A 15,597-nucleotide genomic window follows, 5' to 3' on the forward strand; every position below is an offset into this window, starting at 1 on the left:
CGCGCAGGGGCTCCGCGAGTGTGGTAGCGGAGGTGGCTCATGACCGACATGCCGCATAACACCCGCTATGTCTTCGACTTTGCTGAGGGCAACAAGGAGCTGAAGGACCTGCTGGGAGGCAAGGGCGCGAACCTCGCCGAGATGACCCGGATGTCACTGCCGGTTCCGCCCGGCTTCACGATCGCGACCACGGCGTGTCGCGAGTACCTGGCCACCGAGGACGTCCCGGCCGGGCTCGACGACGAGGTCAGCCAACACCTGAACCGGCTCGAACGGGTGATGGGCCGGACGCTGGGCGACCCGGACGACCCGCTGCTGGTCTCGGTCCGGTCCGGTGGGAAGTTCTCGATGCCGGGGATGATGGAGACGATTCTCGACATCGGCCTGAACGACCGGTCGGTGCACGGCCTGGCGAAGCACTCCGGCGACGAGCATTTCGCGTGGGACTCCTACCGCCGGCTGTTGCAGATGTACGCGCGGACGGTGCTCGACGTCCCGGACGAACTGCTGCAGGCCGCACTCGCGCCGCAGTACGCCGAATGGGACGTCCGCACACCCGAAGAACTGCCGGCCGCCGCGATCGAGCAGGCCTGCGGCGCACTCCAGGGCGTCATCGCCGAGCACTCCGGCCGCCCGTTCCCGCAGGATCCGCGTGAACAGCTCGACCTCGCGATCCGCGCCGTCTTCCGCTCCTGGTCGACGCCTCGCGCCACGCTCTACCGGCGCCAGGAGCACATCCCCGACGACCTCGGCACCGCGGTGAACGTGATGGCCATGGTGTTCGGCAACCGCGGAGCGGACAGCGGAACCGGGGTGGCTTTCACCCGTGACCCCGCGTCCGGGGCGGTCGGCGTCTATGGCGACTACCTGCAAGACGCACAGGGCGAAGACGTGGTGGCAGGGGTTCGCAACACGTTCCCACTGGCCGCCCTGGAGTCGATCGACCCGGACAGCTACGCCGGGCTGCTGTCGGCGATGACCACGCTCGAACGTCATTACCGCGACCTGTGCGACATCGAGTTCACCATCGAACGTGGCCGGCTGTGGATCCTCCAGACTCGCGTCGGCAAACGGACACCTGCGGCCGCGTTCACCATCGCCGCCCAACTTGTCGACGAGGGCCTGATCACTCTCGACGAGGCGCTGATGCGGGTCACCGGCAGCCAGTTGGGCCAGTTGATGTTTCCACGCTTCGACCGCGGACACGACGTACCGGTCCTCGCTCGCGGTGTGGCTGCCTCGCCCGGTGCGGCAGTCGGTGTCGCCGCCTTCGACTCCGTGGCCGCCGAGCGGCTCGCGAGCTCGGGTCAGCGGGTGATCCTGGTCCGACGCGAGACCAATCCCGACGATCTGCCCGGCATGGTCGCTTCGATCGGCATCCTCACCACTCGCGGTGGAAAGACCTCGCACGCGGCGGTGGTGGCCCGTGGCATGGGTAAGACCTGCGTGTGTGGCGTGGACGCACTGGAGGTGGACCCGGTCGCACGGCGCGCGGTGGCGCCGGACGGCACGGTCATCGAGGAAGGCGATCTGTTGTCCCTCGACGGCCTGGCCGGCCTCGTCTACCGCGGTGAGGTCCCGGTCGTCCCGTCCCCGGTGGTCGAGTACTTCGAAAGCGACGCCGTGCCGGCGGGAGCCGACGACCTGGTGCACGCCGTGGACCGACTGCTGCGCCACGCCGACAAGCGCCGTGCGCTCGGCGTACACGCCAACGCGGACACCCCGGACGACGCCGCGAGAGCTCGCCGGTTCGGTGCCGAGGGCATCGGCCTGTGCCGCACCGAGCACATGTTCCTCGGTGAGCGGCGTGCGCTGATCGAGCAGTTGATCCTGGCCGAGGGTCCGGAGGCCCAGCAAGCAGCGCTCGACCGACTGCTGCCCTTGCAACGCGACGACTTCGCCGGCATCTTCCGGGCCATGGACGGGCAGCCGGTCACCATCCGGCTGATCGACCCGCCGCTGCACGAGTTCCTGCCGGACCTGACCGAGTTGTCCGTCCGCGTAGCCCTCGACGAGGCGGGAGGCCGGGTCGCGGAGGACACGGCGCGGCTCCTGGGCGCGGTACGGCGGATGCACGAGAGCAACCCGATGCTCGGGCTGCGCGGGGTCCGGCTGGGCATCGTCATTCCCGGCCTGTTCGCCCTGCAGACTCGTGCGATCGCCGAGGCGGCGGCTCTGGTGGCGGCGGAGGGCCTGACGGTGCGGCCCGAGATCATGGTTCCTCTGGTCGCGAGCGAGCAGGAGATGACGCTCGTACGGCGTGAGCTCGAGCAGGTACTGGCCGAGGTGGCCGCCGAGACCGGCAGCGCGGTCGCGGCCCGGATCGGAACGATGATCGAAGTGCCGCGGGCTGCCCTCGACGCCGGGCCGATCGCCCGGGCCGCCGACTTCTTCTCGTTCGGCACGAACGACCTCACTCAGCTCACGTGGGCGTTCAGCCGCGACGACGTCGAGGCATCGTTCTTTCCCCGCTACCTCGACGCCGGCGTGTTCGCGGTGTCGCCGTTCGAGTCGATCGACCGGATCGGCGTCGGCCGGCTCGTCGAGCTCGCCGTGGCAGAAGGCCGGGCGGCGAACCCGGACCTGGTGATCGGGGTCTGCGGTGAGCACGGCGGAGATCCCGACTCGATCGGCTTCTTCGCGGCAGCCGGTCTGGACTACGTCTCCTGCTCCCCGTTCCGCATCCCCGTCGCCCGGCTGGAAGCCGGCCGGGCCGCCGCGGCTACGGACTCGGTCGTCAGCGACACGCGCTGACCCTGACAACGAACGCTCGGGGACGTCGAACGCCACACGGCGGATCCCCACTCGTGGGAGTGGGGATCCGGGGGTTCTTGCGGGGGTCAGTCCTTGAAGGCGTCCTTTGCCTTCTCGCCGGCCTGCTTCAGGTCGGCTTTGGTCTTCTCCGCCTGCCCTTCGGCCTGCAGATCGCGATTGTCAGTCGCGTCGCCGGTCTTCTCCTTCATCTTGCCCTTCGCCGCTTCCGCGGTGTGCTTCGCCTTGTCTCCGAGACCCATCGATCTCTCCCGTCATCTGTTCTCTCGCCTGCGGACACACCGGCTTCGAACGAACGGGGCCGCCGCCCAAGCGGCGATACTTCCATTGACGCTCGTCGTAGTCGTAGTACGTGTCCACGTCACCAACTGTGATCACAACCGCCTCCAGCGCTGCGATCCGTCAGCACCCGCCCGCTGCTGGACGGTCCCCTACCGGTACCCTCCGACCCGCCGATCCATGCCGTCCGTCGGGCCGTGTCAGAGGGCGCTGTCAGAGGGCGCTGTCAGAGGGCGCGGAGTGCGGGGCCGAGCTCCTTGGTGAAGAAGTCGAAGAAGCCGTCCATGTCCGGTCCGGCGTTGATCAGCGCCAGACGGTCATAACCCGCGTCGGCGAACGGACGCGCGATCTCCAGGTGGCGCTCCACGTCAGGCCCGCAGCCGAACTGGTCACGCATGTGATCCGCGGTAACGAGCTCCGTCGCGGCATCGAAGTTCACCGGATTCGGCAGCTCGGCCTGCACCTTCCAGCCCGTCACACCGAACCGGAACAACCGCCGCGCCGACTCCGCCGCGTCATCGTCCGACTCCGCCCACGCCAACGGGACCTCGGCATAACGAGCGCCGCGCCCACCGACTTCTTCGTACGCCGCAACCAGGTCCGCACGCGGTTCGGTCACGAACAACGCGTCACCGAGCTCACCGGCAAGCCGAGCCGCCTCCGGGCCACCCGCCGCAACCGCGATATCCGGCCGCTCATCGGGGAGGTCGAAGACACGCGCGTCCTCCAGTCGCAGATGCTTCCCGTCGTACGAGTGATATCCGCCGCTCCACAGCAGCCGGATGATCTCGAGCGACTCACGCAGCATCTCGTGCCGCGTGGCGGCCGCCGGCCAACCGGCGCCGACGACGTGCTCGTTGAGCCGCTCTCCCGCGCCGACTCCCAACGTGAAGCGCCCGTCGGACAGGATCGCGATGGTCGCCGCGGCCTGCGCGACGATCGCCGGGTGATACCGGATGAACGGACACGTCACACCGGTCGCCAGACCGAGAGACGACGTACGGGCAGCGATCGCCGCCAGCATCGAGAACGCGAAACCCGAATGCTCGTGCTCGCTCACCCACGGATGAAAGTGATCACTCACCTCGACGAAGTCGAACCCGGCCTCCTCGGCCCGCACCGCCTGCGCGACGATCTCCCGCGGTCCGTACGCCTCGGCGATCAACTTGAAACCCAGCTTCATCATTCCCGGCCGGTAGCCAGCCTTGGCCAGCTGCAAACCCGCTCGCGGGCGTCAGCCGGCGTCTTCCAGTGCGGTCAGCAGGGCCTGTAGGGCGGCAAGCGTCGCGAGCTCCACCACGCGTCGCGGACTGCCGTCGAAACGATGCTCGAGGACTTGCTCTTCCGAGCCGGAGCTGACGGCGAGAAAGACTGTCCCGGCAGGACGGCCCTCCTCCGGCCCCGGGCCACCGACTCCCGTCACCGCGACGGCAAGATCCGCAGCCATCAACCGTGCGGCACCACGCGCCATCTGCGCAGCGCACCGCGCGGACACGACGGGCCCTGGGACGACGTCCAGCACCTTGAACTTGACCTCCGACGCGTACGCCACAACACCGCCGGCGAACCAGGAACTGGCGTCGGGCGCCGCTCCGAGACGGCTGGCGATGGCACCACTCGTCAACGACTCCGCGACCGCGATCGTCAGCCCCTGGTCCCGAGCGGCACGAGCTACCCGGTCCGCGATCGTCACGGCCTCGTCTGCGGCCTCCGCCTCAGCCATGGCGTCGATTTCCTCCGTCCGGCATCGTCTCTCGGTAAGCCAGGTACCCACGCTACGCGTCAGCAGGCAGTTGGTTCGGTGCGATCGAGCGAATTTCCCGCGGGCTCAGTCTTGAGCAGCTGCGGTCGGCGATGGCGTGGCGTTGGCCTGGGAGCTCGGCGACGGTGTGCCGGATGTCGGGGAGCCAGATGTCGGGCCGCCGGATGTCGGGCTTCCAGATGTCGGGCTGTCAGGTGTCGGGCTCTCGGATGTCGTCGGCGGGGCCGAGGAGGATGCGCTGGTCGCAGGCGTTTGCGGCGTTCGTGTCGTGCTGCTTTGAGTGGGTGCGCTCGACGGCGACTGCTCGGTCGAGGTCGTGGCGGCCGCAGACGTGCTCGGCGACACCTGTTGTCTCACCGGAGCTGATCCCGTCGCCCCTGACGGGGTACGTCGCGTCGTGGAGGTTGACGTTCTGGTCACGGTCGGGCGCGCTCCCGGCGTACCAGATGTCACGATCGGTTGCGGACCGACGTCGGTTGTCGGAGGCAATCTCTTCTCGCTGTCGTCCAGGACGAGTCCGGCGAGCACGGCACCGGTGGTGGCGAGGACCGCGATTCCCGCGGCCAGCAAGACCTTCAGCCGCGAGCCGACAGGCGCACCAACAGGTGTGGCGACTGACGTACTGACTGGCGCGGCACGCAGCGCGCCGGCGGCGATCTCGGAAGCGGACGGACGGCCGCCGGGATCCTTGGCGAGCATGCCGAGCAGAACGTTCTCGAACTGTCCGTCGAGTTCGGGGCGGAGCAGACTCGGCGGCTCGGGATCGGCGTCGACGTGCTGGTAGAGGATCGCCGCTGGATGTTCCCCTGTGAACGGTGGCTGCCCCGTGACCAACTGGTAAAGCACACAGCCCAAGGCGTACACATCGGACGGCTCGCCGGCCTGACCGCCGCTGGCTCGCTCGGGCGCGAGGTACGGCGCGCTACCGATGATCTGCCCGGACGCCGTCAGCGTCGCCGCGCCATCTCCTGGAAGCTGAGCGATACCGAAGTCCGCGACCTTGACGGTCCCGTCCGCCGCCAGCAGAAGATTGCCCGGCTTCACGTCGCGATGCACGACGGACTCACGATGTGCCGCGGCCAGTCCCGCGGCCGCCTGCTCGACGATGTCGATCGCCCGCTCCTTCGGCAGCGCTCCGTGCTCGGCCAACTCGTCGGCGACCGTACGACCTTCGACCAGTTCCATCACCAGGAAGAAGCCGTCGTCGTGATGGCCGAAGTCGTACACGGACACGACATGCGGATCGTTCAGCCTCGCCGCGGCGCGCGCCTCGCGGTGGAACCTCTCCGCCGCGCACGGATCCCGATCGGACGGTAACAGCACCTTGACCGCAACCGGACGTCCCAGCTGTTCATCGGTCGCGCGGAAGACCTCGCCCATTCCGCCCCGCCCGATGACGGAGCCCAGTCTGTATCGTCCTGCTGCCAACATCCCGCTACCGGTACCCACCCGGCTACGGAGCCAAAAGGATCTTGACCGCGCCGTCCTGCTTCTTCTGGAACATCTCGTACGCCGCAGGTCCGTCCGACAACGGCAGGCGATGGGTGGCGAAGTCGTCGACGCCGAGCGGATCGTCGTTCCCGAGGAGCGGAAGAATCTGGTCCACCCAGCGGCGAACGTTGGCCTGCCCCATCCGCAACTGGATCTGCTTGTCGAAGATCGTCAGCATCGGCAGCGGATCCGCCATCCCGCCGTAGACACCGATCAACGAGATCGTGCCGCCGCGACGGACCACGTCGATCGCCAGGTACAGCGCTGCCAGCCGGTCCACTCCCGCCGTCTCCATGAACCTCTGCTGGACCTTGTCAGGCAGCAACCCGGCCAACTGCTGCCCGAATTTCGCGACCGGCGATCCGTGCGCCTCCATCCCCACCGCATCGATCACCGAGTCGGCCCCGCGCCCGCCGGTCAGCTCGCGGACCACCTCGGCCACGTCGTCGGCGTACTCCAGTGTCTCGACGCCGCTCCGCCGGGCGCGTTCGAGCCGCTCCGCGACCAGGTCGATGCCGATCACCCGACAGCTGCGGTGCATCGCGATCCGGGCAGCCATGTCGCCGATCGGACCGAGCCCGATCACCACGACGGTCCCGCCCGGCGCCACGTCGGCGTACTCGACCGCCTGCCAGGCCGTCGGCAGTACGTCGGACAGGTAGACGAACCGGTCGTCCGGCGGCCCCTCCGGCACCTTGATCGGCCCGTACTGCGCCTGCGGGACGCGTAGGTACTCCGCCTGCGCGCCCGGGACCTGCCCGTAGAGCTTGGTGTAGCCGAAGAGCGCCGCGCCCATCCCCTGATCGCGGACCTGAGTGGTCTCGCACTGCGTCTGCAGGCCTTGATCACACATGAAGCAGTGCCCGCAGGCGATCTGGAACGGTACGACGACGCGGTCCCCCGGCGCGAGGCCGGTCACTTCCGCACCGACCTCGGCGACGATCCCGATCGGCTCGTGGCCGAGCACATCGCCTTCGTCCAGGTACGGCGCCATCACCTCGTACAGGTGCAGATCGGACCCGCAGATCCCGGTCGACGTGACCTTGATGATCGCATCGGTCGGCTGCTGGATGATCGGGTCGGGCACCTCGCCGTACGCGACGTCCCGCTTGCCTTGCCAGGTCAGCGCTTTCACTTTCGCCCCTCCGGTCCCGGTTCCGATCAGCGTTTCGCCCGTCTTTGCCGGGTGCCCGCGTCGTCGGCCTCGAAAACGGGTCGGGTCCCGCGCAGGCTGTTCGGTAGGCGGCGGTCCGGTCACAATGGATCGCCGTGTGGGTGCTCTCGCTGGGCCTCTGTCTCGCGATCAAAGGCCTCAAACCCTCCCCCATCACAGACGCCGAATCCCGACCCTGACTCGGTGACTACTGGCTCTTGAGGAATCTGGCTGGATCGCCGGCGGCGCTGGCCGCGGACGCCAGCCAGGCCTGTAGGCCCTCAGGGTCGCGCCGGTCGAGTTCGTCGAGGCATCGCTGGCGCTCCATGACGATGCGGAGTCGCTGGTTGTCGGTCCTCGCGTGCCGCAGTGCTTCGCAACTCTCACGCCATTGCCGGCAAAGGTCCGCGGTACTGCGTTTCGGTACCTCGACCTGCGTGATCGCCGTACCGAGGCCTAGTCTCACGCCGCACCAATGCACCGCGGGAGGCGAAGCGGCCGCCAAGAGTACGGTCAGCCAGAACACGCTCGGACCGAGCACGATGGTGAGGCCGAGGACGAGGGTTGTCACCGCAGCCGCTACCGCGGCGCCGGTCACGACTTGTCGTCTCGTCCAACGGGGCGTGCCAACGCCGCCGTACAGGCCCAAAGCGGTCGCGCCGGCCAGGAGAATGGCCAGGAGTGCCAGTCCCACGATTTCTGTCGGCAGTACCAGCACGGCGGCAACGACGCCGAGCGCGACAGAAGCACCGCAGAACGCCCGCCAAATGGCTCGGTAGACCGTCAGTCGCGGCCCTATCTCCCCCTTGGGGCCGAACGAGAAGCAATCTGCTCCCATAGCCGACCCCCACCCCACGCTGATCCCCCCGCTGACCGGACGACCGGTCGCGTCATCTTCCACCTTCGGCAGAAACCTCTGGCCGCGGCCAGGGCCTGAAGACCCATCAATTGGGGGTACGACGTCCCTGCGTCGGCCGAAGGAGTCTTGAGCGGATCCGACGACGGGACTTTCGGCACTGTGGCCGTGCGTCGGGCCGCAGCAGGCTGGGCACGAAGTCGGGTGATCAGGAGGCAGTGAGATGGCAACCACGGTCAGCGGGCCTGCAGTGTTTCGGCCCTTCCCTGGGTTCAGCAGCAGTCCGACGCACCATTGCGTGACTGGGTCGCTGAAGCACGTGTACGACTTCCACGGGTACCCGATCAGCGAAGAGCTCCTGCTGGGCCTCGGTTCAGGGCTCGGTTTCGTGTACTTCCACTTCAAGGGCACTGATCCCTTCTACGGTGGCCGCGCCAACCACGCGAGTCCGAGGGCGGAAGGCCTGGAGAAGACAGCGGGCCGACGTACGGGCGTCGCCGTCGCGTCTCACGCCACGTCCAGTGCCCGCGTCGCTCAAGCGGAACTGCGGCAGCTCCTGGAGGCCGGCGAGCCCACACTCGTGTACGTCGACATGGGATTCCTGCCGTACTTCGACCTGCCGGCCGGCTATCACTTCGGGGGACACGTCGTCGTCGTGGCAGGCTACGACCCTCAGACCGGGCAGGTGCTGATCGCGGACCGGGATCAGCAACTTCATTCGGTCGACTGGGACGTGCTGGAGCAGGCGCGCGGATCCGCTTTCCGGCCGTTCCCGCCCCGGCACAGCTGGTACACCTTCGATTTCAGCAACGCGCGCGAGCCACGCCCGTCCGACGTTCGCGCCGCGATCACCGAGGTGTGCGACGGCATGCTGACGCCACCGATCGGCAACCTCGGTGTACGCGGGATACGCAAAGCGATCCAGGAGACGCTGCGCTGGCCCGATGCGCTCGGCACCGACGCGCTCCGCCGTACCTGTTTCAACACCGCGCTGTTCATCGACGCCCGCGGTGGCACCGGCGGTGGCATCTTCCGCTACATGTACGCACGCTTCCTAGGCGAAGCCGCCAGCATCACCGGCGAGGCCCGGCTCGACGAACTCGGCAGTGAACTGAACGCGATCGGCGATCTCTGGGAAGACGTCGCCGCTACCTTCTCCGCGGCCGCCGAACTCGACAACCCTGCCGACCTTCTGGGCCCCGCCACCAGGCCCATGTACGAGATCGCCGACCGCGAAGAACTCCTCTGGCAGAGCCTGAAAACCCTGACCGCGGACGAGGCCTGACGGTGGAAGGGTGATTGACGACGGGGTCGCCCGCTGATGTCCACCGAGTATCTTTGTGGTCGCGGGATCGCCGACATCACCGGCGAACCCGCGGACACCGGCATGCTCGGCTACGGCAAGTCCAGGCAACGCAGCGACGGCATCCACCTGCGACTGCGATCCCGTGCCTTCGTGTTCGCGGACGCCGACGGACGACGAGTGCTGATCGTCGTGAACGACCTGCCCATGGTGTTCGACAGCGTCTGCCGCGCACTGCTCGACCGGCTGCAGGCCTCTTACGGAACGCTGTACAACGAGAACAACACGATGGTCACCGCGACGCACACGCACTGCGGGCCGGGTGGCTACTCGCACCACCGCCTCTATCACTCGAACACCGGTGGCTTCCGGCCGAAGACGTTCGCGGCGATCGTCGACGGAATGACCGAGGCCGCCGCGCGGGCGCACGCCGACCTCGCACCCGCCGTACTCACGCTGTCGCACGGTGAGCTGCGCGACGCGAGTGCCAATCGATCGAAAGTGGCCTTCGACAACAATCCGCCGTCGGACCGGCGGTGCTTCCCGGACGCCGTCGACGCACAGACGACGTTGCTGCGGATCGAGCGCGGCGGCACACCGGTCGGCGCGATCAACTGGTTCGGAGTGCACAACACCAGCATGACGAACAGGAACACCTTGATCAGCGGGGACAACAAGGGGTACGCCGCCTACCACTGGGAACGTCTGGTAGCCGGCGTCGACTATCGGGCGCACCGGGCGGGTGACTTCGTCGGAGCCTTCGCACAGACGAATGCCGGCGATCTCACGCCGAATCTCGACCTGCGGCCCGGCCACGGTCCGACAGCCGACGAGGTCGAGAACACCCGCATCATCGGGCTGCGCCAGTACGAGGCTGCTGCACGGCTGCTGACCGCGCCGGGTTCGGTGCTGCACGGCGGCATCGACCATCGGCTGACGCACGTGGATCTGAGCGGCGTCGTCGTCCGGCCCGAGTTCAGCGGTGACGGCCGGGACCATCGGACCGGACCGCCGGTCGGCGGCGCTTCCGCCCTCGCCGGCAGCGAGGAGGACGGTCCGGCGTTCCGCGGTTTCCACGAGGGCCGGAACCCCTTCTGGGACCGGATCTCCCGCCTGATCTACCGCCTGCGCCCCGGACTGCGCGACGTTCAGGCACCGAAGGCGCTGGTCGTCGGCGGCCTGCGTGGGCACTACGTGGCGCGGCGCGCGCCCGTGCAACTGCTGCGCATCGGGCAGCTGTACCTCCTCGGTGTTCCCGCCGAAGTCACGATCGTCGCCGGCCTCCGGCTGCGTCGCACCGTAGCCTCGATCACAGGCGCGGAACTGGCGAACGTCCTGGTCGCCGGCTACAGCAACGGCTATCTCCACTACGTCACGACACCGGAGGAGTACGACACCCAGCAATACGAAGGTGGCAGCACCTTGTTCGGCCGATGGACGTTACCCGCTCTGCAACAGGTCGCGAGCGAGCTCGCCTCGGCAATGCGCGACGGCGTACCGGTGCGGTACGGCGACGCGGAACCGGACTTCTCCGATCGGCTACGCCCGGCCCGCCTGCGGATCCCACGGGACGAGGCGCCGGCCGGTCTCGACTTCGGCGACGTCCTGCTCGAGCCGCGCCGCACCTATCGACCTGGTGAAACGGTTACCGCGATCTTCGCGGCGGCGTACCCGAACAACGATCTGCAGCGCAACCGGACCTACCTGGAGATCCAGCGCCGGGCTGCCGACGACTGGCTGACCGTGGCTGACGACGGCGACTGGTCCACGACGTTCCGCTGGCGCCGAACGCGTTTCGCGCAGATCGCCGTCGTGACCTGGACAGTGCCGCAGGACGCGGCCGGTACGTATCGGATCCGTTGCCACGGGACGGCTCACCGGGTACTTCGACCCTACTCGGGAACCTCGCGGGTGTTCACCATCGAGAGTGAGGGAGGACGCCATGCGGACCAGACCGCGACGCAACGACGGCCAGCTTGTCACCGACAGTCCTGACGAACGGGCCGTCATGCCGTTCATCATGCGCCGTCGGACCGAGTCGACGGTCTACTTCGAGCAACTCGTCGACGTCGGCGCGGCGCAGGACTGGGTCGGGCGCTGGAACGCAGCGGGTGGACCGCGGCTGAGCCTGTTCGTCCTGGTGCTGCACGAACTCGCCGGGATGCTGCACACCCGGCCGCGGATGAACCGGTTCGTCAGCGGCCGCCGGCTGTACCAGCGGGACGGCGTCCACCTCTCCTTCGGCGCCATGAAGGAATTCGCCGACAACGCGCCGTTGGAGATGATCAAGCGACGCTTCGAGCCGGGCGAGAGCCTGGCCACGGTCATTCGGGACCTCGACACCGCGATCCACGAAGCACGCGCCGGCGGCGTGGCCGAGGTCGACAAGGAACTGAAACTCTTTCTTGCCCTGCCCGCGCCGCTGCTCGACGTCGCGGTCTCGCTGTTCCACTGGCTCGACGCACGCGGCGTGCTGCCGTCCGCCCTGACCCGCTCGGATCCGCTGTACTCGTCGGCCGTCGTGTCGAATCTGGGCAGCCTCAAGACCGACGCGGCCTTCCACCATCTGTACGAGCACGGCAACTGCCCGCTGTTCCTGGTCGTCGGGAGAGTTCGGCCGACTCCGGTCGCCGACGACGACGGCCAGATCCTGGTGCGGCCGATGCTGCCGCTGCGCTGGACGTTCGACGAAAGGATCGAGGACGGCTTGTACGCCGCGCGGTCCGCGGAGCTGCTCCGCAGCCGGTTGGAGGAACCGGTCCGGTCCTTCGGACTGCCGGAGGACGCCGTACGGCGTGAGTGCGGCCGTACCGGGACGCGGCAGGCGACATGACGATCCAACAGGTCGACGACCTCGGTGCGGTCTATCTCGCCGCGGAGAACGACCGCGTCCGGACGCACACAGCAGTGCTGCTCACGGTCGATCCGGCCGCACTTGGCGGGGGCAGGCTCACGGTCCAGCGGCTGCGGGAACTCCTGCGCGAGCGCCTGGATCTGGTACCGGCGTTCCGCCGACGACTGGCAGGCGTTCCGTTCGGGCTGGACCGGCCGTACTGGGTCGAGGGCGATGTCGACCTGGACTACCACATCCGGGAGGTGGCGCTTCCCGAACCAGGTGACGCCGAGCTGCTCCGGGAGCAGGTGGCACGGATCTTCTCGCGCCCGCTGGATCGGTCGCGCCCGCTCTGGGAGATGTACCTGGTTCAAGGTCTGACCGGAGGCCGGGCCGCCGTGCTGACCAAGGTCCACCACGCGATCGCCGACGCCCAGGCGGGACTGCAGATCCTGACCGCGTTGACCGACGCCGAAGCGAACCCGCGCGGTCGTCCGGTACCGTCGCCAGATCCGTTCGCGCCGCCGCCGGCCGCCGCGTCGATGTTCCTGCGCAGCTTGGGTGGCGTCGTGCGCCAACCGGTCCGTGCAATGACCCGCTTGCCCGCGGCGTTGTCCGGAGTTGACGAGCTGCCGGTCTTCGGCAGCATGCCCGGGGCGCGACTGATCGGTGCCACCACCGCGCTCCTGGCACGCCGTCGCCGGCACACACCGATCGCACGCGCGCCGCGAACCTCGTTCAACCGGCAGATCTCCCCGCATCGCCGGATCGGCTTCGCCAGTGTGGCTCTCGACGACGTCAGGGCGGTGAAACGGCACTTCGCGGTGAGCGTCAACGACGTGGTGCTGGCGATCGCGGCCGGTGCACTGCGTCGCTGGCTGCTCGATCATGCCGAGCTGCCGGAACGGGCCCTCACCGCAGTGGTTCCCGTTTCCCTCCGCGACCCCAGCTCCACGTCCGTCGGCAACCAGCTCAGCGCCGTCGTCGTACCGATCCCGACCGATGTCGACGATCCGGCTGCCCGGCTGGGCGTCGCGCACCGCGCGATGCTGTCGGCCCTGCGTGACCTCGGCACGACCGCGCCCGACGCGTTGACCGACACGATCCGCATGGTTCCGGCTCCGTTCCTCGTCCGGACCGTCCAGTTGCTCACCCGCCTCAACGCCTGGGCACCGTTGACACCGGCGATGAACGTGAACATCTCGAACGTCCGTGGACCGCAGCAGACGCTGTACCTCGCCGGCGCAGCGGTGGAGTCCATGGTGCCGCTGGCCGGCATCACCGATGGGCTCGGGCTGAACCTCACCGTGATGAGCTACCGCGACAACCTCTCGATCGGCATCGTCGCCGACCGCGGCCAGGTGCCCGACGTGCAGCGCATCGCCGACTGGATGGTCGCGGAACTGACCTTGCTGGTCAGCTTCGGTGCTCGCTGAACGTCTCGAGCTTGGTGGCGACCAGGCGCTGAACGTGCCTGTCCGTGCCCATCCCGTTGTGCGTGCTGCCGACCTCCACCTGCTCGGCGGCGGGGTCGAGGCACGCGCGCCAGTCGACCACGCCGTCCAGCCGCGAGTACACCGATACGAACGGCATGCCGGGTGGCCACGGCGACTCGAGCAAGGCACTCGTCCGCTCCGCGCACGCGCCGGTCAGGCAGTCCGTGGTCAGCAACCACGGCCAGGCAGCGACGTTCAGGCCGGCCATGAACTTGACCTGCGCGACGATGGCCGGGGTGGTGGGGAGCTGGTGCAGCAGTGGGGAGGCCAGGGTCACCACGCCGGCGATCAGGTCAGGTCGTCGTACAGCCAGCATCCGGCACAGCGTGCCGCCACGGCTCTGCCCCACCAGCGCCACCGGCCTGCCCGCCTCGTCGGCGACCTGTTGAAGGCGTCGTTCGAGCCCTTCGAGGTGCATCTCCGTGCAGCCGGAGTTCAGCGCCATCCCGCTTGTGAAGGTCGCGTGCCCGGAGCGTCGCAGGTATCGCGCCAGCGGGATCATCGACCAGTCCCCGGTGAGGAACCCGGGAACCGTCAGCACGGGCACGGGCCGGGACCGGCGAGCATCCACGGCCGGAACTCGCGGCCCGACTGCCTGGACGTAGCCGAGCCAGCCGAGCACCTCGCGGCGTCGCAGCGCGGCCGGCGGGGTGAACGGTTCCCAATTGCTGACGCCGGACATGGGACCTCACACTCCACCTCGAGTGTAGATCTCAGGTCAGCGTTCCTACAGGTCACTTGCCGCAGCGCGGTGGTCCAATTCGCGCTGCAGCCGTTGCCGGTAGATCTCGAACCGAATGCTGACCGCTCCGGGTCCGTGACCGGTCGGCCGCGCACTGTCCAGGATCGCGTCGTCGACGGTCACCAGGGCGTCCTTCAGCTCTTCGGTCTGCCAGGAGTCGAAGTGCGAGGAATGTGCCAGACGATCCAGATACCCGGTGATCATCGTCGCGACCTCAGGCCCGCCCCGTGGCCGGGGCTGGGATCAGGCGATGACAACACGCACGCGGACATCCCGCCGAAGGAAGAACAACCATCCGAAACCACCACCACAAGCCCCCAAGCGCGATCGCTGGGTGCCAGGGTCCCGGGCCACCTCGATGCCTGAACGCTACCACTCCACGGCGGGCAGGGACAGGCGGCGTAAGGACGGATGTCCCGGCGAACTCGGGACCTTTGGCACGACCGCTCGGCCCCGGCGTCGGGCACAGTCTGGACAAGAACTTGCCGATTTCGTGTGGCCAGATTCTGGGGCTAGCCGCCGCGGACGATGGGAGGCGGCCTCGATGACAACGCGTGACGACACCGGCCTGGGTGACGACGACGTCTCACTGCACGCCGACATCGAAACCTATTACCAGGACGGGGCGTGGCACACGCGCCGTTGCGACTCCCCCGAGCCGTTCGCCTCCGGCCCCAGCCGGGTCCGACTGATCGCCATCGGCGTCGAGGTCGCCCGCTGGAACGGCCTGTGCCACATCATCCGCGACGTCGACGGCAACGTCGTCGAGCTCAACAGGTACACCACCGGCCCGTACCCGAGCCGCTCCCCCGTCGCCACTACTCGCCGCGATCGGCTGACGGCCGAACGGCCTGCCAGGTCGGGACTGTTGCCCGCAGCGCCGTCTGCCTCCCGAGGGCGAACCTGAAAG

Annotated in this window: 14 protein-coding genes; 6 read left to right on the forward strand and 8 right to left on the reverse strand. The window is 68.4% G+C overall.

Features of this window, described 5'->3' with window-relative positions; translation table 11 throughout:
• Positions 1–39: 39 nt before the first annotated feature.
• Complete coding sequence (ppdK, locus tag EV651_RS36850; protein ID WP_238157434.1) at positions 40–2,754, forward strand: pyruvate, phosphate dikinase; 2,715 nt, start codon at positions 40–42, stop codon at positions 2,752–2,754.
• 86 nt (positions 2,755–2,840) lie between these two features.
• Here ppdK and EV651_RS36855 read toward each other — a convergent pair whose 3' ends face one another.
• The 6 genes from EV651_RS36855 to EV651_RS36885 form a co-directional block, all read right to left on the reverse strand.
• Positions 2,841–3,014, reverse strand: coding sequence for a CsbD family protein (locus EV651_RS36855; protein WP_133790049.1), 174 nt, complete (start codon positions 3,012–3,014; stop codon positions 2,841–2,843).
• A gap of 263 nt (positions 3,015–3,277) precedes the next feature.
• Positions 3,278–4,237, reverse strand: coding sequence for a TIGR03557 family F420-dependent LLM class oxidoreductase (locus tag EV651_RS36865; RefSeq protein ID WP_238157435.1), 960 nt, complete (start codon positions 4,235–4,237; stop codon positions 3,278–3,280).
• 48 nt (positions 4,238–4,285) lie between these two features.
• A complete protein-coding gene (locus tag EV651_RS36870) occupies positions 4,286–4,774 on the reverse strand; it encodes a CinA family protein (protein ID WP_133790053.1) in 489 nt (162 codons plus the stop codon).
• A 105-nt stretch (positions 4,775–4,879) separates the two neighbouring features.
• The gene (locus EV651_RS36875; RefSeq protein WP_133790055.1) at positions 4,880–6,244 is read right to left on the reverse strand and encodes a serine/threonine protein kinase; all 1,365 of its coding nucleotides are present in this window, start codon (positions 6,242–6,244) and stop codon (positions 4,880–4,882) included.
• Positions 6,245–6,266: 22 nt separating this feature from the next.
• Positions 6,267–7,439 carry a zinc-dependent alcohol dehydrogenase gene (locus EV651_RS36880; RefSeq protein WP_133790056.1) on the reverse strand — a complete coding sequence of 391 codons (1,173 nt, stop codon included), beginning with the start codon at positions 7,437–7,439 and terminating at the stop codon, positions 6,267–6,269.
• Positions 7,440–7,665: 226 nt separating this feature from the next.
• Positions 7,666–8,295: a hypothetical protein gene (locus EV651_RS36885; RefSeq protein WP_133790058.1), complete on the reverse strand. Its 630-nt coding sequence runs from the start codon at positions 8,293–8,295 to the stop codon at positions 7,666–7,668.
• Positions 8,296–8,611: 316 nt separating this feature from the next.
• Here EV651_RS36885 and EV651_RS36890 point away from each other — a divergent pair, with 316 nt between their 5' ends.
• Genes EV651_RS36890 through EV651_RS36905 form a run of 4 tightly spaced genes read left to right on the forward strand, consistent with a single transcriptional unit; the run spans position 8,612 to position 13,885 of the window.
• The gene (locus EV651_RS36890) at positions 8,612–9,598 is read left to right on the forward strand and encodes a BtrH N-terminal domain-containing protein (RefSeq protein WP_166658914.1); all 987 of its coding nucleotides are present in this window, start codon (positions 8,612–8,614) and stop codon (positions 9,596–9,598) included.
• A 36-nt stretch (positions 9,599–9,634) separates the two neighbouring features.
• Positions 9,635–11,611 (forward strand): neutral/alkaline non-lysosomal ceramidase N-terminal domain-containing protein, encoded by a 1,977-nt coding sequence (locus EV651_RS36895; protein ID WP_133790062.1) that lies wholly within the window; start codon positions 9,635–9,637, stop codon positions 11,609–11,611.
• Entirely contained in the window at positions 11,559–12,449 is an 891-nt protein-coding gene (locus EV651_RS36900) for a 2-oxo acid dehydrogenase subunit E2 (protein WP_133790064.1), read from the forward strand. The genes EV651_RS36895 and EV651_RS36900 overlap by 53 nt, the downstream gene beginning before the upstream one ends.
• Complete coding sequence (locus tag EV651_RS36905; protein ID WP_133790066.1) at positions 12,446–13,885, forward strand: wax ester/triacylglycerol synthase family O-acyltransferase; 1,440 nt, start codon at positions 12,446–12,448, stop codon at positions 13,883–13,885. The genes EV651_RS36900 and EV651_RS36905 overlap by 4 nt, the downstream gene beginning before the upstream one ends.
• Here EV651_RS36905 and EV651_RS36910 read toward each other — a convergent pair.
• On the reverse strand, positions 13,866–14,627 hold the full coding sequence (locus EV651_RS36910) for a triacylglycerol lipase (protein WP_133790068.1): 762 nt from the start codon (positions 14,625–14,627) through the stop codon (positions 13,866–13,868). The genes EV651_RS36905 and EV651_RS36910 overlap by 20 nt on opposite strands.
• A 45-nt stretch (positions 14,628–14,672) precedes the next feature.
• The gene (locus EV651_RS36915; protein WP_133790070.1) at positions 14,673–14,891 is read right to left on the reverse strand and encodes a hypothetical protein; all 219 of its coding nucleotides are present in this window, start codon (positions 14,889–14,891) and stop codon (positions 14,673–14,675) included.
• A gap of 340 nt (positions 14,892–15,231) precedes the next feature.
• Between EV651_RS36915 and EV651_RS36920 the strand changes: the two genes are divergently transcribed.
• A complete protein-coding gene (locus tag EV651_RS36920; protein WP_133790072.1) occupies positions 15,232–15,594 on the forward strand; it encodes a hypothetical protein in 363 nt (120 codons plus the stop codon).
• The last annotated feature ends 3 nt before the right edge of the window (positions 15,595–15,597 follow it).

It is taken from the genome of Kribbella sp. VKM Ac-2571 (assembly GCF_004362255.1).
Lineage (GTDB): Bacteria > Actinomycetota > Actinomycetes > Propionibacteriales > Kribbellaceae > Kribbella > Kribbella pratensis.